The organism is Mycobacterium sp. 1245499.0 (assembly GCF_001673615.1).
Taxonomy (GTDB): domain Bacteria; phylum Actinomycetota; class Actinomycetes; order Mycobacteriales; family Mycobacteriaceae; genus Mycobacterium; species Mycobacterium europaeum_A.
Genome location: NZ_LZMG01000139.1, coordinates 1 through 22006, shown reverse-complemented (window position 1 = coordinate 22006; position 22006 = coordinate 1). Strand labels below are relative to the sequence as shown.

Annotated in this window: 23 protein-coding genes and 1 pseudogene; 15 read left to right on the top strand and 9 right to left on the bottom strand. The window is 69.9% G+C overall.

The annotated features are described in order from the left end of the window. Positions 1–128: 128 nt before the first annotated feature. The 15 genes and pseudogenes from A5646_RS07000 (at position 129) to A5646_RS06930 (ending at position 13462) form a co-directional block, all read left to right on the top strand. Complete coding sequence (locus A5646_RS07000) at positions 129–773, top strand: DUF5947 family protein (RefSeq protein WP_066870332.1); 645 nt, start codon at positions 129–131, stop codon at positions 771–773. Continuing rightward, a complete protein-coding gene (locus tag A5646_RS06995; RefSeq protein WP_066870329.1) occupies positions 770–1411 on the top strand; it encodes a DUF6084 family protein in 642 nt (213 codons plus the stop codon). The genes A5646_RS07000 and A5646_RS06995 overlap by 4 nt, the downstream gene beginning before the upstream one ends. Continuing rightward, positions 1408–2770: pseudogene (locus A5646_RS06990) on the top strand (hypothetical protein); the annotation flags it as partial. The gene A5646_RS06995 and the pseudogene A5646_RS06990, both read left to right, overlap by 4 nt. A gap of 127 nt (positions 2771–2897) precedes the next feature. Then, positions 2898–3389 (top strand): hydrogenase maturation protease, encoded by a 492-nt coding sequence (locus A5646_RS06985; RefSeq protein ID WP_066870323.1) that lies wholly within the window; start codon positions 2898–2900, stop codon positions 3387–3389. A gap of 3 nt (positions 3390–3392) precedes the next feature. After that, entirely contained in the window at positions 3393–3656 is a 264-nt protein-coding gene (locus A5646_RS06980; RefSeq protein ID WP_066870320.1) for a HypC/HybG/HupF family hydrogenase formation chaperone, read from the top strand. A 1-nt stretch (position 3657) separates the two neighbouring features. Continuing rightward, positions 3658–6027 carry a carbamoyltransferase HypF gene (gene hypF / locus A5646_RS06975; protein ID WP_067020801.1) on the top strand — a complete coding sequence of 790 codons (2370 nt, stop codon included), beginning with the start codon at positions 3658–3660 and terminating at the stop codon, positions 6025–6027. Next, positions 6024–6743, top strand: coding sequence for a HypC/HybG/HupF family hydrogenase formation chaperone (locus A5646_RS06970; RefSeq protein ID WP_066870314.1), 720 nt, complete (start codon positions 6024–6026; stop codon positions 6741–6743). The genes hypF and A5646_RS06970 overlap by 4 nt, the downstream gene beginning before the upstream one ends. Then, positions 6740–7414 carry an SIS domain-containing protein gene (locus A5646_RS06965; RefSeq protein ID WP_067020798.1) on the top strand — a complete coding sequence of 225 codons (675 nt, stop codon included), beginning with the start codon at positions 6740–6742 and terminating at the stop codon, positions 7412–7414. The genes A5646_RS06970 and A5646_RS06965 overlap by 4 nt, the downstream gene beginning before the upstream one ends. After that, on the top strand, positions 7414–8526 hold the full coding sequence (gene hypE, locus A5646_RS06960) for a hydrogenase expression/formation protein HypE (RefSeq protein ID WP_082972112.1): 1113 nt from the start codon (positions 7414–7416) through the stop codon (positions 8524–8526). The genes A5646_RS06965 and hypE overlap by 1 nt, the downstream gene beginning before the upstream one ends. A gap of 11 nt (positions 8527–8537) precedes the next feature. After that, positions 8538–8810: a HypC/HybG/HupF family hydrogenase formation chaperone gene (locus tag A5646_RS06955; RefSeq protein WP_066870309.1), complete on the top strand. Its 273-nt coding sequence runs from the start codon at positions 8538–8540 to the stop codon at positions 8808–8810. Between the two features lie 12 nt (positions 8811–8822). After that, entirely contained in the window at positions 8823–9953 is a 1131-nt protein-coding gene (gene hypD, locus A5646_RS06950) for a hydrogenase formation protein HypD (protein ID WP_066870306.1), read from the top strand. Then, the gene (locus A5646_RS06945; protein WP_255361664.1) at positions 9950–10684 is read left to right on the top strand and encodes a DUF6390 family protein; all 735 of its coding nucleotides are present in this window, start codon (positions 9950–9952) and stop codon (positions 10682–10684) included. Before hypD ends, A5646_RS06945 begins: the two co-directional genes overlap by 4 nt. Positions 10685–10705: 21 nt before the next feature. Then, positions 10706–11839 (top strand): alkaline phosphatase family protein, encoded by a 1134-nt coding sequence (locus tag A5646_RS06940; RefSeq protein ID WP_066876138.1) that lies wholly within the window; start codon positions 10706–10708, stop codon positions 11837–11839. Positions 11840–11924: 85 nt separating this feature from the next. Continuing rightward, positions 11925–12380 carry a hypothetical protein gene (locus A5646_RS06935; protein WP_066876140.1) on the top strand — a complete coding sequence of 152 codons (456 nt, stop codon included), beginning with the start codon at positions 11925–11927 and terminating at the stop codon, positions 12378–12380. Between the two features lie 122 nt (positions 12381–12502). Beyond that, positions 12503–13462, top strand: coding sequence for a PPE family protein (locus A5646_RS06930; protein WP_066876142.1), 960 nt, complete (start codon positions 12503–12505; stop codon positions 13460–13462). On the opposite strand, the gene A5646_RS06925 is transcribed toward A5646_RS06930, so the two are convergent. The 9 genes from A5646_RS06925 to A5646_RS06885 form a co-directional block, all read right to left on the bottom strand. Continuing rightward, positions 13459–14238, bottom strand: coding sequence for a 3-oxoacyl-ACP reductase (locus tag A5646_RS06925; protein WP_066876144.1), 780 nt, complete (start codon positions 14236–14238; stop codon positions 13459–13461). The genes A5646_RS06930 and A5646_RS06925 overlap by 4 nt on opposite strands. 3 nt (positions 14239–14241) lie before the next feature. Beyond that, positions 14242–15606 carry an aldehyde dehydrogenase gene (locus A5646_RS06920; protein ID WP_066876153.1) on the bottom strand — a complete coding sequence of 455 codons (1365 nt, stop codon included), beginning with the start codon at positions 15604–15606 and terminating at the stop codon, positions 14242–14244. Position 15607: 1 nt separating this feature from the next. Then, positions 15608–16417 (bottom strand): gamma-glutamyl-gamma-aminobutyrate hydrolase family protein, encoded by an 810-nt coding sequence (locus A5646_RS06915; protein ID WP_066876181.1) that lies wholly within the window; start codon positions 16415–16417, stop codon positions 15608–15610. Further along, positions 16404–17777, bottom strand: a complete 1374-nt coding sequence (locus tag A5646_RS06910) for a glutamine synthetase family protein (RefSeq protein WP_156752797.1) — start codon at positions 17775–17777, stop codon at positions 16404–16406. The genes A5646_RS06915 and A5646_RS06910 overlap by 14 nt, the downstream gene beginning before the upstream one ends. A 41-nt stretch (positions 17778–17818) precedes the next feature. Further along, the gene (locus tag A5646_RS06905) at positions 17819–18370 is read right to left on the bottom strand and encodes an alpha/beta hydrolase (RefSeq protein WP_066870371.1); all 552 of its coding nucleotides are present in this window, start codon (positions 18368–18370) and stop codon (positions 17819–17821) included. Positions 18371–18499: 129 nt separating this feature from the next. Continuing rightward, on the bottom strand, positions 18500–20005 hold the full coding sequence (locus tag A5646_RS06900) for a cobyric acid synthase (RefSeq protein ID WP_066876155.1): 1506 nt from the start codon (positions 20003–20005) through the stop codon (positions 18500–18502). A 10-nt stretch (positions 20006–20015) separates the two neighbouring features. Beyond that, positions 20016–20873 carry a type I methionyl aminopeptidase gene (gene map / locus A5646_RS06895; RefSeq protein WP_066870276.1) on the bottom strand — a complete coding sequence of 286 codons (858 nt, stop codon included), beginning with the start codon at positions 20871–20873 and terminating at the stop codon, positions 20016–20018. Between the two features lie 32 nt (positions 20874–20905). Beyond that, entirely contained in the window at positions 20906–21490 is a 585-nt protein-coding gene (locus A5646_RS06890) for a DUF1707 domain-containing protein (protein WP_066876157.1), read from the bottom strand. Positions 21491–21644: 154 nt separating this feature from the next. After that, positions 21645–22006 (bottom strand): penicillin-binding transpeptidase domain-containing protein (locus A5646_RS06885; protein WP_067020794.1); only part of this gene is annotated, 362 nt, incomplete at its 5' end.

The window sequence follows — 22006 nt, the reverse complement described above, 5'->3', positions numbered from 1 at the left end:
TCTCGAACCGATTCCCCTGCTGACTCACGACGGCCTGCTGTCGGTGGCGTTGCGGGCCGACGCGATGGGCGCGCCGGCATGACCGCCGGCGACGATGCAGAACGAAGTGATGCTGAGGAGCGGCGCATATGACAGGTCCCTTCGACGTCCTGGCCCGCATCAGGAGCGACCGGCGCGCCCCCGAGCCCGCGGGCGAACGCTGCGAGATGTGCGCCGAGCCGATCGCCGACGAGCACCAGCACGTGGTCAATGTGGCCGGCCGCCAACTCATGTGCGTCTGCCGCGCCTGCTATCTGCTGTTCACCGACTCGGCGGCCGACCTGCGCTACCGCGCGGTGCCCGACCGGTACCTGTCGTTTCCCGATTTCGCGCTGGATCGCCTGGTGTGGGAGGCGCTGCAAATCCCGGTGGGGGTCGCCTTCTTCTTCACCAACTCCGCCCTGGGCCACACCGTCGCCTTCTACCCCGGACCGGCCGGAGCATGCGAATCCGAGCTGGACATGAAGGTCTGGGAAACCATCCGCGACGCCGACTCACGGGTGAGCCTGCTCGCCGACGACGTGGAGGCGCTGCTGGTCCGAGTCGCCGACAGCGCCCAGGATGGGGAATTGCCGCAACCGGAAACGTATTTGGTCCCGATCGACGCCTGCTACGAATTCGTCGGACGCCTGCGCATGGTATGGCGCGGCTTCGACGGCGGCCAGCAGGCCCGCGAATTCATCGACGGCTTCTTCGACCGGCTCGCCGCCCGCGCCGTGAAGACACTCCCATGAACGTCAGCTTCGACGTGCTGGACGTGACGGCCGAGCCGTACACCGTCAGCCCGATGTTGACCGCCCGCGTCGCCGTCACCGCGGCCGGCGACGACCCGGTGCACGCCATCGCCCTGCGTTGCCAGGTCCGCATCGAGCCGCTGCGTCGTTCCTACTCCGACGACGAAGCGGCCGGGCTGATGGACCTGTTCGGCGGCCGCGAACGCTGGGCCAGCACCCAGCGCACCTTCCTCTGGCAGCATTGCACCGCCATGGTGCCCGGCTTCACCGGCCACACCACCGCCACCCTGCCGCTGGATTGCACCTACGACTTCGAGGTGGCCGCCGCCAAATATCTGCACGCGCTGCGCGACGGGGCGGTGCCCCTGCAGTTCCTGTTCAGCGGAACGGTTTTCGTCAACTCCGAGCGCGGGTTCTCGGTGCAGCAGGTGTCGTGGGACTGCGAGGACAACTACGCGATGCCCGTCACGGTCTGGCGCGACCTGGTCGCACAGCACTATCCGAACAGCGGATGGATCCGGCTGAGCCACGAAACCATCACCGAGCTGGCCCGCTACAAGTCGGCCCGCGGGATGCTCGACTTCGACCACGCCGTCACCTCGCTGCTGGATGCCACCGATCGCGAGGTGACCCGATGACGTCGAGTTGGGATAGGGCCCGTACGGTCGCCGACGCGGTGCTCTACGAAGGCTATCTGCTCTACCCGTACCGGGGGACGTCGAGCAAGAACCAATCACGCTGGCAGTTCGGGGTTTTGGGGCCAAGCGGTGCGGTTGAGACCGGCCTGGGCGAGGACGATGCCCTTGCCGCACAGTTTTTGGTCGACGGCGCCCGGGCGCTGACGCTGGTGGTGCGGTTCCTGCAATTGCAGCACCGGCGGGCCGAAAGGGCCACCGATGGCGGCGATTTCGAACCCGTCGACGAGCTGAGCACCGCGACCGGATCGTGGCTCACCTGGGACGAGGCGGTGGAGTGCGAGGTCTCCTTCGGCCCCCTCGCGTTCGGCGATCAACCCTGGTCGCTCCCGGTGACGGCACTGGGGGCAACCGACCTCGAGATGTTGGACGGCGGCCGGCTGGTCCGCGAACGCCACGAGATTCGGGGCGTGTTGACCGTCACCAGCCAGGCCGACGGCGACCTGCAACGCGTGTCGGTACGGGTCACCAACACCGGCGCACCCGTGAGCGCACAGGACGATAAAGATTCAGTCATCGCACGATCCTTGATCGGAACGCACCTCATCGCCGAAGTGGTTGGCGGCCGGTTCGTCTCGTTGCTCGAGCCGCCGCAGAGCGCGACCGACGCGGCGTCCCGATGCGCGCAGCATCGCTGCTTCCCAGTGCTGGCCGGCCCCCCGGGCACCGACGACATGCTGCTGATCTCGCCGATCATCCTCTACGACCACCCCGAGGTCGCCGAACAGAGCGACACCGCCCTGTACGACTGCACCGAGATCGACGAAATCCTCACCCTGCGCGTCATGACCATGACCGACGACGAGAAGGCACAGGCCCGGGCCACCGACCCGCGGGCCGCACGGATCATCGACGAATGCGACGCCATGTCGCCCGAGGCCATGGCCCGGCTGCACGGCGTGCTGCGCGATCCGCACGGGCTCGAGGTCTCCGCCGGACTGGTGCCCGAAATTCCCGACGGCATGGACTGGTGGGACCCGATGGCCGACAACGCGGTTCGCCCCGAGATCGACGCGGTGCTGGTGAGCGGGGTCCGGGTAGCGCGCGGCAGCAAGGTCCGGTTGCGACCGCGGCGCAACGCCGACGCCCAGGACATCTTCGTCGCCGGCAAGACCGCCCGCGTCACGTCGGTGCACGAGGACGTCGAGGGCAACAAGCACGTCGCCGTCGTCGTCGACGAGGACCCAGCCGCCGACCTGCACGACTGGTACGGCCGCTACCTGTACTTCTCCCCCGACGAAGTCGAGCCGCTGCAATCGCAGCACAGCACAAACCCCTGAAAGGAGTTCGTCATGGAAGTCCTCGGTTGGATCTTCATCGCGATGGTCGCGCTGGTGGTCGCAATCGCCGTGGCCCTCGGCGCGATATCCGTGCCCGATGCCCGCCGCTATCTGAAGTTGAGGCGGATGTAGCCGACGCGGGTGCCACCATGACTTCGCGCATCCTGGTAGCCGGGATCGGCAACATCTTCCTGGGCGACGACGGGTTCGGCTCCGAGGTGGTCCGCAACGCCGCACTGCCCCAAGACGATCCGACGGTTCAGGTCATCGACTACGGCATCCGTGGCATGCACCTGGCCTATGACCTGCTCGAGGAGTGGGACACGCTGGTTCTCGTCGACGCCGTGCCCAGCCGGGGCCATCCCGGCACGTTGCACGTCTTTCAGGCCGAGCACGACGGGCCGTCCGAGACGAGCGGCCTGGACGGTCACAGCATGGACCCGGCCGCCGTCTTCGCCAGCCTGCGGGCCCTGGGCGGCCACCCGCCCTACACCGTGGTCGTCGGGTGCGAGGCGGGCAGCGTCCAGGAGGGCATCGGCCTGACCGAGCCGGTCGCCCAGGCCGTCCCCCGGGCGGCGCGGGCGGTCGAAGAGATCGTCGCCGCGCTGCACCCGTCCTCGTCGACGGAAAAGGGGTGCTGAGCCATGTGTTTGGGCATACCCGGCCAGGTCATCGGAATGCTGGACGGTTTCGAGGGCCAGCTGGCACTGGTCGACGTCACCGGCGAACAGCGCAAGGTCAATGTCGGCATGTTGCCGGACGAGACGTTCGCGCCCGGTGACTGGGTGATCATCCACATGGGCTTCGTCGTCGAGAAGACCGATCAGGCCGGCGCCGAACAGGCCATGGCCGGGCTGGAGTTGATGGGCCGGGGCCGCGCGGGCCCCGCACTGAGCCCGGAGGCTTGAGATGACCGAAATTGCCGAAGCCACGATGCTGTTGCGGCCCGAAGAGACCCGGGTGCGACGACGCGTCATGGTGACCGGCGTGGTTCAAGGGGTCGGCTTCCGCCCGTTCGTGCACCGGATCGCGACCGAACTGGGTCTGGCCGGGTTTGTCGGCAACGACTCGGGTGCGGTCTTTCTCGAGGTGCAGGGCCGGCCGGACCGGGTGGCGGAGTTCGCACGCCGGCTGCGGGTACAGGCGCCGCCCCTGGCGCGGATCACCGGCGTCCACGTCGCCGACGTCGCGGTCGACGCCGCCTGCCCGCCCGAATTCCGCATCGCGCCAAGCCGATTGGCCCCCGGGGCGACCACGCCGATCCCACCCGACATCGCCGTGTGCGACGACTGCCTCGCCGAACTGTTCGACCCGCACGACCGGCGGTACCGGCATCCGTTCGTGACCTGTACCAACTGCGGGCCGCGGTTCACCATCATCGAGCGACTGCCGTACGACCGGCCGGCCACCACCATGTCGGCGTTCGCCATGTGTGCGCGCTGCGCCGCCGAATACCACGATCCGGCGGATCGCCGCTTCCACGCGCAACCGATCGCCTGCCCCGACTGCGGGCCGACGCTGTGGTTCACCTCGCCGGCCGGCCGGGTGACCGGCTCCGATGCGGCACTGAGCGCCACCCAGGCCGCGCTGGCCTCCGGCGCGGTGGTGGCCGTCAAGGGCATCGGCGGCTACCACCTGGCCTGCGCCGTCGACGACGCAACCGCGGTCGCCGCGCTGCGGGCACGGAAAGCGCGCGGCGCCAAGCCCTTTGCCATGCTCGTCCGCGATCTCGATGTGGCGCGCCGCTACGCCTACGTCGACGACGCCGAGGCCGCGGTGCTGGCCAGCCCGGCCCGCCCGATCGTCCTGCTGCGTCGGCGCCCTCGCGCCGCGGTGGCCGGGGGCGTCGCGCCCGGCAGCCCGCTGCTGGGCCTGATGCTGCCCTACTCCCCCATGCATCACCTGCTGCTGGCGGCGGTGCCGGACGGTCCCGGACCGGGGCCCGACGCGCTGGTGCTGACCAGCGCCAACCGCTCCGACGAGCCCATCTGCTTCACCGAGGAGGATGCGGCGCAACGCCTTCCCGGTCTGTGCGACGCGGTCCTCGACCACGACCGGCCCATCCATGTGCCGTGTGACGACTCGGTGGTGCGCGTCGTCCACGACGAGCAGGGCGCCCACGAGCTGCCCGTCCGCCGGTCCCGGGGCTATGCGCCGCTGCCGGTCGACCTACACATCGAGGGTCCCACCGTGCTGGCCGTGGGCGGCGAACTGAAGAACACCTGCTGCCTCACCGACGGCGGCCGGGCGTACCTGTCCGGCCACATCGGCGACATGGCCACCTGGGAGACGCTGCGCGCGTTCGAGCGCGCGGTGTCCCAGCTCAGCGAAATCCGCGGCCGGCCCGTCCGGTTGGCCGCCGACCTACACCCCGGCTATCACACCCGCAGCTGGGCCGAGCGCCACGCGGACGAGCGCCCGCTGGACCTGGTGCAGCACCACCACGCCCACGTCGTCTCGCTGCTGGCCGAACACGGTCGCCTCGGCGAACCCATCATCGGGGTCTCCTTCGACGGCACCGGTTACGGGTGTGACGAAACGATCTGGGGCGGTGAGATTTTGGCCCTCGGAACGCGAAGCCACCGTTTCGTGCGGGCCGGACACCTGCTGGCGGTGCCGCTGCCCGGCGGCGACGCCGCCGTGCGCAACCCGTGGCGGATGGCGCTGTCCCAGTTGTGGATGGCCGACATCGACTGGACCCCCGACCTGGCGCCGGTGGCCGCAGCGAGCGCCGACGAACTAGGGCTCATCCGTTCGCAATTGGAGACCGGGACGGGCTGCGTGCCGTGTTCGAGCATGGGCCGCCTGTTCGACGCGGTCGCCTCCCTGCTCGGCGTGCGACACCGCATCGACTACGAGGGGCAAGCCGCGATCGAACTCGAGGCGCTGGCCCAGTCGGTCGGCGTGGAGTCCGCGCGGCCGTCGCTGCCGCTGGCGGTGCGCCCCGACGGGGTGATCGATCCCGCCCCGATGGTGCAGACCATGGTCGCGGCGCTGTACGCCGGAACGCCAGCGGCGACGCTGGCGGCGGCGTTTCACCGGGCCGTCGCCGAGGCCGTCACCGAGGTGGTCACCCGGGTGGCGGGCCCCACCCGGCTGGTGGGCCTCACCGGCGGGGTTTTCCAGAACGTGCTGTTGTTACGGGCCTGTCGTACGAGGCTGCAGCACAACGGGTTTGAAGTTCTCACCCATCATGTCGTGCCGCCGAACGACGGCGGGCTGGCGCTGGGCCAGGCCGCGGTCTCGGTGCTGATCGCGCAGGAGGAGTCGACGCGATGATCACCACCGCCATCGATCGCGGCCTGAGTGCCGAACTGGCCGAAGACCTCGCCGCCACCGCCCTGACACTGGCCAAACGATTCGCCGCCGGCGCGACCATGTGGTCCATCGCGCCGTCGTGGGAACCGCACGCGCTGCACATCGCGGTGGAATTCGTGCATCCGGTGATCATGGGCAAGCGGGCCCTGCCGGCGGTCGCGCTGACCGGGCCCGATCTGGTGGATCTGGTCCGGGTCTCGGTGCGGCCCGGCGACATCGTGGTCGCGGTCTCGGGTGCGGACAACGCGCAGGTGCGCTCGGTGATGCGCCGCGCACCGGCCTGGGGCGCCACCACGATCTGGATCGGCAGCGGCGAGCGGCCAGCGGCCGCGATGGCCGATCATGTGCTCTGGCTGGACGATCCCGACCCGCGTGTCCCGGCCACCGGCGGCTTCGTGCTGTTCTACCACCTGCTGTGGGAGCTGACCCATGTGTGCTTCGAACACTCCGGGCTGCTCAAACCCAACCCCGACGACGACGTCTGTGTCACATGCAGCGACGAGGGCCGGCTCGGCGAAGTGGTCAGCGCTTCGATCGGCGGACAAGCACGGGTGCGCACCGCCCGGGGGGTCGAGGACGTGGTCACCACGCTCGTCGACCCGGTGAAGCCCGGCGAGTTGGTGCTGGTGCATGCCGGCATGGCGATCAGTCGCGTGGATGAGGAGGACGTTTCATGAGCCCGGCCGACGAACCCACCAATTTCCTGTACCCGTTCATCGACGCCGAAGAAGACGACCCGTCGGCGCTGCTCGCCGACCTGGCCGCCTCCGCCCACGCCAAAGCGTCGGAAAGCCTGGCGTTGCGGCGGTCCACGCTCGAGGCCAACGCCGAGCTGCTGGCGGCGGCCGCCGCCGAGCTCGCCCGCCGATTCGCCGCCGGCGCAAGGATGTTCACCTTCGGCAACGGCGGCAGCTGCACCGACTGCACCACGCTGGCGAGATTGTTCGCCCGGCCACCGCTGCGCAAGCCGCTGCCGGCGTGGTCGTTGACCGCCGACCAGGCGATCCTGACCGCGTTGGGCAACGACGTCGGGTTCGAGCTGGTGTTCGCCCGGCAACTGATCGCCCGCGCCAAGGACGGCGACATCGCGCTCGCGATGTCGACCAGCGGCGGTTCGCCCAACCTGCTGGCCGCCCTGGCCGAGGCGCACAAGCGCGGCCTGTACACCATCGGCTTCGCCGGCTACGACGGCGGCGCCTTCGTGGACAACCCGAACGTGGACGCCTGCTTCGTCGTTCGTTCGCAGAGCGTGCACCGAATTCAGGAGGCGCAGGCGTTGGTCGGCTACCAGTTGTGGCTGGCCGTCCACGAAAACCTCGGCAGCGATCAGGGTTTGGGGGCGGCGTGATGAACAACCCGGCAAGTGACTACCTGTCGTCGGGGCCGCGGTTCGGCGAAGGTGACGTGATCGAGCGGATCGAGTCGTTCCGCCGGCGCCGCCCCCGGCTGCTCGACGATCACGTGACGCTGGCGCACGGCGCCGGCGGCAAGGCATCGGCGGCGCTGGTGGACGCCGTGTTCGTGGAGGCGTTCCGCAACCCGCTGCTCGAGTCGCTGGGCGACGGCGCCGTCCTGGCTTTACCCGGCGGCGAGCGGCTGGCGATGTCCACGGATTCGTTTGTGGTGCAGCCCCGCCGGTTTCCCGGGGGTTCCCTGGGTGCCCTCGCCATCCACGGCACCTGTAACGACCTGGCGGTGGCCGGCGCCGTGCCGTCCTGGATCTCGGCGGCGTTCGTGCTCGAAGAGGGTTTTGGAATCGCCGAATTGAAGGAGATCGTCGCCGACATGGCCGCGGCGGCCGCGGCCGCCGGCGTGCAGGTCGTCACCGGCGACACCAAAGTGGTGCCCCGAGGCGCGGCCGACGGACTGTTCATCACCACCGCCGGAACCGGTGTCATCCCCGCGGGCCGCACGCTGTCCGCGCAGTCGGTGCGCGCCGGCGACAAGGTGCTGTTGTCGGGGTCCATGGGCGACCACGGCATGGCGGTGATGCTGGCCCGAGGTGATCTGGCCATCGAGGCCGACATCGCCTCCGACACCGCGTCGGTGAGCCCGTTGGTGGAGCTGTTGATGGCGGCCGCCCCGTCCACCCGATGGATGCGTGATGCGACGCGCGGCGGCGTCGGCACGGTGTGCAACGAGCTGGCCCAGGCCTGCGGCCTCGGGGTGTTGCTCGACGAGGAGCGACTCCCGGTGGCGCCCATGGTCAATGGCGCCTGCGAGTTGCTCGGCATCGATCCGCTCTACGTCGCCAACGAGGGCAAGTTCGTCGCCGTCGTCGCGCCGCAGGAGGCCGCGGCCGGTCTGGACGCGTTGCGCTCGCATCCGTTGGGTGCCGATGCGGCCGAGGTCGGGGAAATCGTCACCCAACCCGCCGAAAGCGTGGTCCTGCGTACGGGATTCGGCGGCACCCGGATCGTCGACATGCTCGTCGGGGATCCGTTGCCGCGGATCTGCTAGGAGGTAATCAGATGTGTCTTGGAATTCCGGGCCGGATCGTCGAGATCACCGACCCCGCCAATTGTTTGGCGAAGGTGGACGTCAGTGGTGTGCAGCGGACCATCAGCGTCCGGCTGCTGGAAGACGACCTGCCCGCACCCGACGACTGGGTGCTGGTGCATGTGGGATTCGCGATGGCCAAGATCGACGAGACCGAGGCGTTGCTGACGCTGGCGGCCATCAAGAAACTCGGCGACGCCTACACGACCGAAATGCAGGCCTTCGATTCGTCGGCCATCGTGTAACGAGGAGCGGCAATGAAATTCGTTGACGAGTTCCGCGACCCGGCCGCGGCGCGCAAGCTGCTGGTGGCCATCGAGCACCTGGCCGGGACCGACGGTGCGGAGTTCAAGTTCATGGAGGTGTGCGGCGGTCACACGCACACCATCTACCGGCACGGCATCGAACACCTGCTGCCCGACAACGTCGAACTGGTGCACGGCCCGGGCTGCCCCGTCTGCGTGATCCCGATGGGACGCATCGACGACGCGATGTGGCTGGCCGGCCAGCCCGATGTGATCTTCACCTGCTTCGGCGACATGATGCGGGTGCCCGGCTCGCACGGCAGCCTGCTGGACGCCAAGGCCCGCGGGGCCGACGTCCGGTTCGTCTACTCCCCGCTGGACGCGTGCAAGATCGCGGTCGACAACCCCGACAAACAAGTGGTGTTCTTCGCCATCGGTTTCGAGACCACCGCGCCCTCGACCGCGGTGACGCTGGTGCGGGCCCGCGAGCTGGGCCTGCCCAACTTCAGCGTGTTCTGCAACCACGTCACGATCGTGCCGCCGATCAGGGCCATCCTCGAGTCGCCGGACCTGCGGCTGTCCGGCTTCATCGGACCCGGGCACGTGTCCACCGTGGTCGGCAACCGGCCCTACCGGTTCGTGCCCGAGGTGTACCGGAAGCCGTTGGTGGTGGCCGGTTTCGAACCCCTGGACATCCTCGCCTCGGTCGCGATGCTGCTGCGCCAGATCCGCGAGGGCCGCTGCGAGGTGGAGAACCAGTACAAGCGCGTGGTGCCCGAGCGTGGCAACCCCGCGGCCCTGGCGTTGCTGGGCAGGGTGTTCGCGCTGCGGCCCCACTTCGAATGGCGCGGGCTGGGCTTCATCTCGCAAAGCGCGCTGCGGCTGCACGACGACTTCGCCGAGTTCGACGCCGAGCTGCGGTTCGCGATGCCCGGCGTGCGGGTCGCCGACCCGAAGGCCTGCCAATGCGGTGAGGTGCTCAAGGGTGTGCTCAAGCCTTGGGAATGCAAGGTTTTCGGCACCGCCTGCACACCCGAGACCCCGATCGGAACGTGCATGGTCTCGCCCGAAGGGGCGTGCGCGGCCTATTACAACTTCGGCCGCATGCACCGCGACGCGGTCAAGCTGGTGGGGCGCACTTGACCGATTCCCGCGGTGCCGAGATGTTCGCGCGCTACGCCTACGCGCCCAACGCGCTGGGCTACTGCGGTCCGCCGTTGGGAGCCACCCTGCGGGGCGGGTCGGTCGCCGACGTGCGCAGGGCGGCGACGCAGTTCTCCGGGGCCTGGCCGTATCTGCGAGTGCTGTCGGAGCTGACCGGCATCGCCGACCCGTTGGATTACCGCCTGGTCGAATCCTATTGGCTCGGCGGTGGCGTCGCCGCCGACCTCGACCCGCAGCGATTCTTCGACGCGCTGCTCGAAATCATCGGCCCGCAGGCGGGCCACTACTGGTCGCACCTCACCGCGGATCTGGCGGGCGAGGCGGCCGGCAACCACTGCTTCCACGTGTTCGGGGTATATCCGTGGACGCGCTTCCTGGGCCGCGGTACCGACGCACAACCGCTGAGCGTGCTGGACAACTGCCGAATCACTTCCGGCACAGTGCTTTCCCGCGACGCGGACCGCGTTGAGGTGTTGTGCCGCAGCCTGACCTGGGACGGTCAGGCGCTGGCGCTGTCGACACCGTCGGCGCGCGCGCTCGACGTGTGGGTTGACGGCTACAGCGCGGTCCCCGACGTGGCCGCCGGCGATGTGGTGGCGATGCACTGGGGCCGGTTGTGTGGCCGCCTGTCGCCGGTGCAGCTGTGCGCGCTGACCGACAGCACGAACCGGCAGCTGCTGGTGACCGGCCATCGACTGGCGCACGTCTGACTTCGCCACCAGACTGGCCCCGTGCCCGGTTCTCTGCGCGACGTGCTGCCCGCCGCGGCCACCCTGCTCGGGGTCCCGGGCGGCTCGCACCCACCGGACGAACTGACGGTGGCGGAGTCGGTGGACGCGGACCGGATCGACCGGGTGCTCGTCGTGCTGGTGGATGGATTGGGCTGGGACCTGCTCCCCCAGCTGGCCGGCAGCGCCCCACTGCTGGCCTCCGTGCTGGCCGGTGGCACCGGCCGACTGACCCGGCTGGACTGCACGTTCCCGTCGACCACGCCGACCAGCCTGGTGTCGCTTGGCACCGGCGCGCAGCCGGGCGAGCACGGGATCCTGGGCTTCACGCTCCGGGTGCCGGGCACCGATCGGGTGCTCAACCACGTCCGCTGGCGTGACGACCCGCCGCCCGCCACGTGGCAGCCGGTGCCGACGTGGTTCGAGCGGCTCCAGGCGGCGGGCGTGAGCGCCCGAGCGGTGTTGCCCGCGGTGTTCGTCGGCAGCGGGCTGACCGACGCCGCCTACCGCGGCGCCGAGCTGCACCCGGCGGATCCGGCCGACGACTACGCGCGGCTGGTGGCCGACGTGCTGCGCGCGGGGCCCGGGCTGGTCTACGGCTACACCGCCGAGCTCGACACCGCCGCCCACGTCTTCGGGATCGGTTCGCAGCAGTGGCATGACGCGGCGACCAACGTCGATGCGCTGCTGACCCGCCTGCTCGAGGCGCTGCCGCCGACCGCGGCGATGCTGGTCACCGCCGACCACGGCGGCATCAACGTCCCACAGCGGGCGCGGATCGACCTCGACTCCGACCCCAGGCTGAGCGAGGGAATCGAGGTGGTGGCCGGCGAACCGCGGGTGCGGTATCTGCACACCGTGCCGGGGGCGGCCGGCGACGTGCGGGCGGCGTGGGGCGAGCTGCTGGACGGCAGCGCCACCGTGTACGGCCGCGAGCAGGCGGTGGCCACCGGCATGTTCGGGACGGTCGCCCCGCACCACCTGGAACGTCTCGGCGACGTGGTCGTCGTCTGCTCCGGTGACGCTGCGGTACTGGCCAGCGCGCACGAGCCCCCGGAAACGTCTCGCCTGGTCGGCTTTCACGGCGGAGCCACCGCGGCGGAGATGGCCATCCCGCTCATCGTTTTCGGGCCGTAACTGCGCAAACACACACCGGGCTCGGATCGAGTTCACAGCTCGTTTAGACCGTTCGCCGATCTTTGCGCGCTACATTCGGTGCACTGTGGTTTCCCGGGGCGTTGGCGAGACTCGGCGATGGCAGGCGGCCATCGCGGTTGCCGCAGCGCTGGCGGCCTTCACCGCCCTGATCGCGGGTTCGGCGCTGCGACCCGCCTTCTCCGCGGCGGCACCGCCGGAGCCCGCCGCGTGGTCCGCAGGACTCGGCGCGGCCGCGGGACTGACGCACGGTCGTCTGCCCGCCCTCGGCCAGCCCGCCGTGGCGGCGTCGCGCGTCGGCGCGCCGGCCAACAAGACCAACCGCAAGCCGTTCCACAGCGCGTGGATGACGAAGGAGCGGCCCCTGACCTGGAACCGCGTGTCGGCACAATCGGTGCTGGCGCCGGTGCCGTTGTCGTTCACCCCGATAGGGTTTGCGCCCGCCGGCGCCCGATCCCGCGCGCCGGCGGTCACTTTGTCCGACCGAGATATCTTGACCCAGATCTGCGTCGCCCGTAGCTGATCGTGGCGCCCGGGCCGAGCGTGCCTCGCCCACCGGCTTGTAACCCCCGCGTCTATCTCGTGAAGGAACACCCTCATGTTTTCGGGCACAACTCACACCGCCACTCTCGGGCGGAGGCTGTAATGGATTTCGCGACGCTACCTCCGGAGATCAACTCCGGGCTGATGTACTCGGGACCCGGCGCGGGCTCGATGATGCGGGCCGCGGCGGCATGGGATGCGCTGGCGGCGCGGCTCTTTACCGCAGCGGCCGACTATCGGGCGGTGACCGCGAAGCTGGCTGCGGCCGACGCGGGCTTGGCCCCGGCGGCGCTCACCGCAGCCGCACGCTACGTCGACTGGCTCGAGACGGTCGCGGCCCGCGGTGAGCAAGCGGCCATCCAGCTCGCGGCGGCGGCGGGCGCGCATCAGACGGCCTTCACGGCGACCGTCTCGCCGCAGGCGATCGCCGGCAACTGCGCCCGACGACTCGCGCTGGCCTCGACGAATTGTCTGGGCCACCACAGCACCGTGATCGCGGACGCCGACGCCGAGTACGACGCGATGTGGGCGCAGAACACCGGCGCGATGTACGCCTACGCGCGGGCCGCGGCCGCTGCCACGGCGATGGCTCCCTTTCCCGAACCACCCGGCAATCCTGCTGTGGCCGAACGTAGTTGGGTCCTACAATCGGCACCGGACGTCATATCGGCCGGCGGCAAGGTGATGTCGGTGATACCCGACGCTTTAGCACGGCTGTCATCGTCACCACTGCAGACGATCGATGCGTCCCTGTCCCCGGTCACCGCGCCGCTGTCGAAGCTGAACTCGGTGACCGCACCGTCGGATTTCGCGATCGCCCACCTGAATTCGGTGAACAAGACGGCGGCCCTGCAATCGCTCTTCCCGAAGCCTGCCGCCACCAATGGCGTCGAGGCGGCCTGGCGCCGCGCGGCGCCGGTCGGTGCGCTGTCGGTGCCGCGCGCCTGGGCGGCCGCGGCGCCCCTGCTGCAGCGCTCGATCGACGACCGGACCGGCGAACCCATCCGCCTGGTCGCGATCAGCGAGCCGCCCGGACCGCATGCGGCCAATGAGCTGGGTTAGAGCGGGGTGACGTAGGCCGCGCTGATGCCGCCGTCGACCATGAACGTCGAGGCGGTGATGAACGACGCGTCGTCGCTGGCCAAAAACGCTACCGCCGAGGCGATTTCGTTGGGATCGGCGAACCGGCCGACCGGGACGTGCACCAGCCGGCGCGCGGCGCGTTCCGGGTCCTTGGCGAAAAGCTCTTGCAGCAGAGGGGTGTTGACCGGCCCCGGGCACAAGGCGTTGACGCGGATGCCTTGCCGGGCGAACTGCACGCCCAGCTCGCGCGACATGGCCAGCACCCCGCCCTTGGATGCGGTGTAGGAGATCTGCGACGTCGCCGACCCCAGGACCGCGACGAACGACGCGGTGTTGATGATCGATCCCTGGCGGGCGGGCACCATGTGGCGCAGCGCCGCCCGGCAGCACAGGTACACCGACTTCAGGTTGACGTCCTGAACGCGTTGCCACGCCGGCAGTTCGGTGTTCTCGATCAGGTCGTCGTCGGGCGGGGAGATGCCGGCGTTGTTGAACGCGATGTCGATGCGCCCGTGCGCGCGCGCCGCGGTATCGAACAGCGCGTCGACCGCGCCCTCGTCGGACACGTCGGTGGGCACGAACAAGCCGGACAGTTCCTCGGCCGCCGCGCCACCGGCGTCGGCGTCGATGTCGCCCACCACGATGGTGGCGCCCTCGGCGCGCATCCGCCGCGCCGCGGCCAGCCCGATGCCGCCGCCGGCGCCGGTGACGACGGCCACCCGGCCCGCCAGTCGTTGGGTGAGATCGACCGCCACCGCCTAGTCCTCCTTGATCGCGATGAACACGTTCTTGGTCTCGGTGAAGTGCAGCGGCGCGTCTGGGCCCAGCTCACGGCCCAGCCCCGACTGCTTGAACCCGCCGAACGGGGTGCTGTAGCGCACCGACGAGTGCGAATTCACTGACAGGTTCCCGGCTTCCACCGCCCGCGAGACGCGCAACGCGCGGGACAGGTCGTCGGTCCAGATCGATCCGGACAGGCCGTAGCTGGTGTCGTTGGCCAGCGTGACGGCGTCGTGCTCGTCGTCGAAGGCCAGCACCGTGACGACCGGGCCGAAGATCTCGTCGGTGACACAGCGGTCGGTCCGGGGTGGCGTCAGAACCGTTGGCGGGAACCAGAATCCGCGGCCGTCCGGTGCGGTGCCGCGAAACGCGACCGGGGCGTCGTCGGGAACGTACGACGCCACCTTGTCGCGGTGCGCCGCGGACACCAGCGGCCCCATCTCGGTGTCCCGAGACGCCGGGTCGCCGACGACGACGCGCGTGACGGCGGGCTCGAGTAACTCCATGAAGCGGTCATAGACGCTGCGCTGCACCAGGATTCGGCTGCGGGCGCAGCAGTCCTGACCCGCGTTGTCGAACACCCCGGCCGGCGCGGTCGCGGCGGCACGCTCCAGGTCACAGTCGGCGAAGACGATGTTGGCGCTCTTGCCGCCCAGTTCGAGGGTCACCCGCTTGACCTGTGCGGCCGCACGGGACATCACCTGCTTGCCGACCTCGGTGGACCCGGTGAACACGATCTTGCGGATGCCGGGGTGGGTGACGAACCGCTCCCCGACCACCGCGCCCCGCCCCGGCAGCACCTGCAGCAGGTCCGCGTCGAGGCCGGCCTGCACCGCCAGCTCACCGAGCCGGATCGTGGTCAGCGGCGTCACCTCGGCGGGTTTGACCAGCACGGCGTTGCCCGCGGCCAGCGCCGGCGCGAAACCCCACGACGCGATGGGCATCGGGAAGTTCCACGGGGTGATCACGCCGACCACGCCCATCGGCTCGTTGAACGTGACATCCAGGCCGCCGGCCACGGGAATCTGCTTGCCGGACAAGCGTTCCGGGCTGGCCGCGTAGAAGTTCAACACGTCGCGGACGTGACCGCCCTCCCACTCGGCCGACGCGATGGGATGCCCCGAGTTGGCGACCTCGAGGGCGGCCAGCTCGTCGAGATGGGCGTCGACGGCGGCGGCGAAGGCCCGCAGGCCGGCGGCCCGTTCGGCCGGAGCCAACCGCGCCCACCTGCGCTGGGCCGCCCGCGCCCGGAGCACCGCGTCGTCGACCGCCGCGACGTCGGCGTGCTCGACCGACCGCAGCACCTCCTCGGTCGCCGGGTTGATCAGTTGCGCGGTGCTCACCTCAGCTCACGCGTCCCGCGTAGGACCGCGCGGCGTCCACGATCGCGGTGAACAGCCGCAGATCGTCCAGCGACTGCTCCGGATGCCATTGCACGGCAAGCACAAACCGGTCCCCCGGCAGCTCCAGCGCCTCGACGACGCCGTCGCCGTCCCGCGCGCTGACCACCAGGCCGTCCCCCACTTTGTCGATGGCCTGGTGGTGATAGCTCGGCGCATCGGCGGCCTCCCCGACCAGCGCGGCCAGCCGGGTGCCCGCCACGGTGCGCACCGGCAGCCGGGTGAACACGCCGTTGCCCGCCCGGTGTCCGCTGTGCCCGAGCACATCGGGCAGGTGCTGGTGCAACGTGCCGCCCAGGGCGACGTTGAGTATCTGTGCGCCGCGGCAGATTCCGAGCACCGGCAGGCCCCGCCGCAGCGCGCCACGCAACAGCGCGAACTCCCACGCGTCGCGGTCGGTGCGGGGCGCGTCGGTGCTCGGGTGGGGTTGCTGGCCGTAGCTGGCGGGGTCCACGTCGTAGCCGCCCGTGATCACCAGGGCGTGCAGGCTGTCGAGAACCGAATCGACGATCTCGGCGTCCACCGGCTGCGGTGGCAGCAGCACCGCGATCCCGCCGGCCAGGATGACGCCTTCGAAGTAGTCGGCGGGCAGATACCCGGCGGGGATATCCCAGATGCCGGTCTGCACCCGCTCCAGGTACGTCGTGAGGCCGATCACCGGGCGGGGCGGGCGGCCACCGTCGGACAGTGGCGATCGCAAGCGCGGCGCAGCCGGGCGCAGCGGGTCGCCACCGTCGAACTCAGAGCCGTTCAAACCCACGCATCCTCTCCCAGTCGGTGACCGCCGCGTTGAAGGCCGCCAACTCCACCCGCGCATTGTTCAGGTAATGGGCGACCACGTCGTCGCCGAACGCGTCCCGCGCGAGCGCCGAGCGTTCGAACGCCGAGGCCGCCTCGGCCAGGGTGACGGGCAACCGCTCGACGCCGGGAGTCTGATAGGCGTTTCCCGCGCAGGGCTCCGGTAGCTCCAGGCCCCGTTCGATACCGTACAGCCCTCCGGCGACGATGGCCGCCACCGCCAGATACGGGTTGACGTCGCCGCCGGGCACCCGGCACTCGACGCGGGTGTTGGATCCATGACCGACCACCCGCAGCGCGCAGGTGCGATTGTCCAAACCCCACGCCAGCGCGGTGGGCGCGAAACTGCCGTCGGCGAATCGCTTGTAGGAGTTCACGTTCGGCGCATAGAACAGCATGAGCTCGCCCAGGCTGGCGAGCAGGCCGGCCAGGAAACTGCAGAACGTCGAGGACATGCCGTGCGGGCGGCTGGGATCGGCGAACACGGCACCACCCTGCGAATCGCGCAGCGAGAGGTGCACGTGACAGCTGTTGCCTTCTCGCTCATCGTATTTCGCCATGAACGTCAGGCTCTTGCCATGCCGGTCGGCGATCTCTTTGGCGCCGTTCTTGTAGATGACGTGGTTGTCGCAGGTGATCAGCGCGTCGGCGTAGCGGAAACCGATTTCCTGCTGTCCCCTGTTGCATTCGCCCTTGACGGCCTCGAAGCGCAGGCCGGCGCCGATCATCCCCTGCCGGATGTCGCGCAGCAGCGGCTCCATCCGCGAGGACGCCGCGATCGCGTAGTCGATGTTGTAGTCACTGGCCGGGGTCAGCCCGCGGTAGCCGTTGGCCCACGCCTGGCGATAGGGCTCGTCGAACACGATGAATTCCAGCTCGGTCGCGACGTCGGCGGCCAGGCCGCGCTCGGCCAACCGGTCCAGTTGGCGGCGCAGGATCGCCCGCGGCGACACGGCGACCGGGCTGCCGTCGGACCAACCCACGTCGGCGATCACCAACGCCGTGCCGGGCAGCCAGGGAATGCGCCGCAGGGTGGACAGGTCGGGCCGCAGCACCGTGTCGCCGTATCCGGTGTCCCAGCTCGACACGGCGTAGCCGCTCACGGTGTTCATGTCGACGTCGACGGCGAGCAGGTACCCGCAGCACTCGGCGCCGTGCGTGGCCACCTCGTCGACGAACAACCGGGCGTCGATCCGCTTGCCGACCAGCCGGCCCTGCATGTCGGCGAACGCCACGATGACCGTGTCCACCTCAGCGGCGCCCACCAATCGCTGCAGGTCCGTCAACGACAGCATCGCGGCGCCGGGATCGGTCACGGCAGGTTCTTCACTGGCCATGACCGTCAGTCAACCAGGCGCTACCAGGTGCTGGTGCGCAGAATGATCTCGGCGGCCAGTTGCGCCGTCGACTCCTGCACGCTGCGGCGCCCCAGGTGCACCACCCGGTAATCGGCGTAGACGTAGCGCTGGCTGGCCTGCGCCACGGCCCGGGCGGCCGGCGAGCTGACCAACACGGTGGTGCCGATCTCGACCGGCGGGCAGTGCCCGTCGGTGACGGCGCCCTCGTAGTTGGAGGCCCGCGGGTGGCCGCGGTCGATCACCACCAGTCCGACGAAGCGGCCCAGCCGCGTGGCGGTCAGCTCCCAGGCGAGCTCGGCGCCGGCGCGATCGCCCATCACCACGGCCCAGCCGATGCCCAGCGCGTCGAGGATGCCGATGAGCGACTTGGGGGTCAGCCGAGAATCGAAGCCGACCACGACCGTCCGAAGCGATGCGGTGTGCAGGCGCTCGCAGACCGCGTCGTACGCCGCCGGGACGCGGTCTTCGTCGCCCAGTATGACGACGACGACGCCGTTCTCCGGGCCGGCCACCACCACCGGCACGGGGAATCCGTCCAGGGTGGTCATCATCGAGGACACCCCAGCACGCTACAACCAAACGGCATCCGTGCGCGACGATTCTTCGGCATCTGGTACGCAAATTCGTTTTTCGGCCGCGTCGTCAACGGCGGCGTTCATACCGCGCTGGGCGCGAATGCCCTAGGGGCGCAAGGCGCTTGCCAGATGCGGTCGCCGCGGCGGGGGACCATCAAGCAAGCTGAGAATACCGTCGATGTCGAGATGGGATGCCAGCAAGTCGGCGGCGACATCGAGTTGCGCGTCGCGGCGGGCGGCGACGTCAACGTCACCGACCACGAATCCGCCGCGGCCTGCCGCGTCTGCGACCCGGCGCAGCCAGCCGCGCCGGAAGTCGTCGTTGTCGAGCAGCCCGTGCCAGTGGGTCCCGAAGACCGCTCCGCGCACCACACCCTGGGGCTGGGGATCGGCGCCGCACTCGAACCAGCTCGCCTCGGCGCAGCGGGTGACCCGGCCGTGATGGATCTCGTATCCGGACAGCGGCCGCTGCCAGCGGCGCAGGGTCTTGTCGACATCGAAGGCGATGTCGGCGTCCAACAGCCCGAGCCCGGGCACGCCCGTCGTGCCGGATTCCACCGGATCGTCTAGGCGACTGCACAGCATCTGAAATCCGCCGCAGATTCCCAGCACCGGCCTGCCCGCGCGGGCGTGCGCGGCGATCGCGTCGGCCAGGCCCTGACCGCGCAACCACGCCAGGTCCGCGACGGTGGCCTTGCTGCCCGGGATGACGATCAGGTCGGCGTCGGTGACGTCGGCGGGGTCGGTGACCCAGCGCACCAGCACGCCCGGTTCACAGGCCAGCGCCTCGACGTCGGTGGAGTTGGAGATCCGGGGCAACCGGACCGCGGCCACCCGCAACCACTCGTCGCCGCACGGCGGGGCGGGCGTGCCGATGACGCGGTGCGCGACCACCGACAGCGAGTCCTCGGCGTCCAGCCACAGCTCGTCGGCGTACGGGAGGACGCCGTAGGTGGGCCGGCCGGTCATGTCGTGCAGCTGGCGCAACCCGGGTTCGAGCAGCGCGGGATCACCGCGGAACTTGTTGACGACGAACCCCGCGATCAGCGCCTGGTCGTCGGGCTCGAGGACCGCGACCGTCCCGAACAGGTGCGCCAACAGCCCCCCGCGATCGATGTCCCCGACCAGAAGCACCGGCAAGCCCGCGGCCCGGGCCAGTCCCATGTTGGCCAGATCGGTGGCGCGCAGGTTGATCTCGGCCGGCGAACCGGCCCCCTCGCATATCACCGCGTCGAATTCGGCACGCAGGCTTGCCAATTCGTCGCCGACGATGACTGACAGCCGTTCACGGTGCCGCACATAGCTTTTCGCGCTGACCGTGTCGGCGACCCGACCCTTGATCACCAGTTGCGAGGTGCGGTCACTGCCCGGCTTGAGCAGGATCGGATTGAAGCGCACGCTCGGTTCCAGTCCCGCCGCGCGCGCCTGGATCGCCTGGGCGCGGCCGATCTCACCGCCTTCGACGGTCACCACGGAGTTGTTGGACATGTTCTGCGCCTTGAAGGGGGCGACGCGGACCCCGCGGCGGGCCAGCAACCGGCACAGGCCCGCCACCACCACCGATTTCCCGGCGTCGGAGCTGGTGCCCGCGACCAGCAGGGCTCCGGTCATCCGGCGAAAGTCATGGCAAGGTGAGGATTTCGACGCCGGTGTCGGTGACCAGCAGGGTGTGCTCGAACTGCGCGGTCCACTTGCGATCGCGGGTGACCACCGTCCAGCCGTCGTCCCAGATCTCGTAGTCCAGGCCGCCGAGGTTGATCATCGGTTCGATGGTGAACGTCATCCCCGGTTGCATGATGGTCGACACCGACGGCTGCTCGTAGTGCAGGACCACCAGGCCGTTGTGGAACGTGGTACCGATGCCGTGACCGGTGAAGTCACGAACGACGTTGTAGCCGAACCGGTTTGCGTACGACTCGATGACGCGGCCGACGACCGACAGCGCCCGCCCGGGCTTGACGGCGTTGATCGCGCGCATCGTCGCCTCCCGGGTTCGTTCCACCAGCAACCGGTGCTCCTCGGACACGTCGCCGGCCAGGAAGGTCGCGTTGGTGTCGCCGTGCACGCCGTCGATGTAGGCCGTGACGTCGATGTTGACGATGTCGCCGTCCTCGATCACCGTCGAGTCCGGTATTCCGTGGCAGATGACCTCGTTGAGCGACGTGCAGCACGATTTCGGGTAGCCCTTGTAACCCAGCGTGGAGGGGTAGGCGCCGTGGTCGACCATGTACTCGTGGGCGATGCGGTCCAGTTCGTCGGTGGTCACGCCCGGTGCGACGGCCTTGCCCGCCTCCACCAGCGCGCCGGCCGCGATCCGGCCGGCGACGCGCATCTTCTCGATCACTTCGGGGGTCTGCACCCACGGTTCGCTGCCCTCCTGGGCGGTGGGCTTGCCGACGTATTCCGGGCGCGCGATACTGCCGGGCACCGGCAGAGTCGGGGACAACTCTCCAGGGGAAAGCGCGGTGCGAGCAGGCATGCGACCAGCTTAATGGCAGGGCGGATGGACGCTCAGAGCCGCTGACGGCGCAGCAGCGAGCGCCGCGGCCCGCGGATGATCACCGAGCCGCACACCACCCGCCCGGTCAACACCACGTGCGGCCTGCCCTCACCAGGCGGGTCTTTGCGACGGTCGCTGGCGCTGCCCACGTAGACCTCGACGTCGTCGATGGACGCGCTGGCGCCGTCGGGCAATCGAATCTCCACGGAGCCGAATCTCATGTCGAGTTCGATGACCACCACCGGCCCCGCGAAGCGGGCCTTGGTGAGGTCGAGTTCCACCGAGCCCAGCCGGCGGACCAGCGCCAGGCGGGTGGGCACCTGCCATTCGCCGTGGCGCTTCAGCGAACCCGCCCAGCCCCGCAGCTCGACCCGGTCGGCCGCGGAGGTGACGATGGCGCCCGGCCCCGGCAGGTCGCCGACCAGATGGTCCAGCTCGCCGCGCGTGCGCGCGTAGGACACCAGCGACGAGCGCTGCTCGAACTCGTCGATGTCGATCAGCCCGAGTGCGACGGCGTTGTGCAGCCGGCGCATCGTGCCGTTGCGGTCGGCGTCGGAGACCCGCAGGGCCACCATGTCGCCGCCGGTATCGGTCATGTTCGCAATTTACCGCTGAAGCGGGCCGGGGTCGCCCCTGTCAGATCAGGGGCGATCGCAAGCGCGGCGAAGCCGGGCGCGGCGGGTCGCCCCCATCAGATCAGGGGCGATCGCAAGCGCGGCGAAGCGGGCGCGGCGGGTCGCCCCCGTCAGATCAGGCCAGGAAGTTCGGCGGCAGCGCCTCGAACATGAACTTGGTCATCCGAACCGCCCACTCCGAGCTGCCGCCCCCGACGATCAACGAGGCGAAGGCCAGGTCGCCGCGGTAGCCGGCGAACCAGGAATGCGATCCGCCCGGGAACTCGGCCTCACCGGTCTTGCCGTAGATCTCGCCGCAGCCGGCGATCTCCTTGGCGGTTCCGTTGGTCACCACCAGCCGCATCATCGGCCGCAGCGCGTCGATCATCTTCGGGCTGATCGGCGTGGTGTCCCCCTGGACCGCCGTCTGGCGGCCCACGATCAGTTGCGGCACCGGCGTCTTGCCGGCGGCGACCGTCGCCGCCACCAGGGCCATGC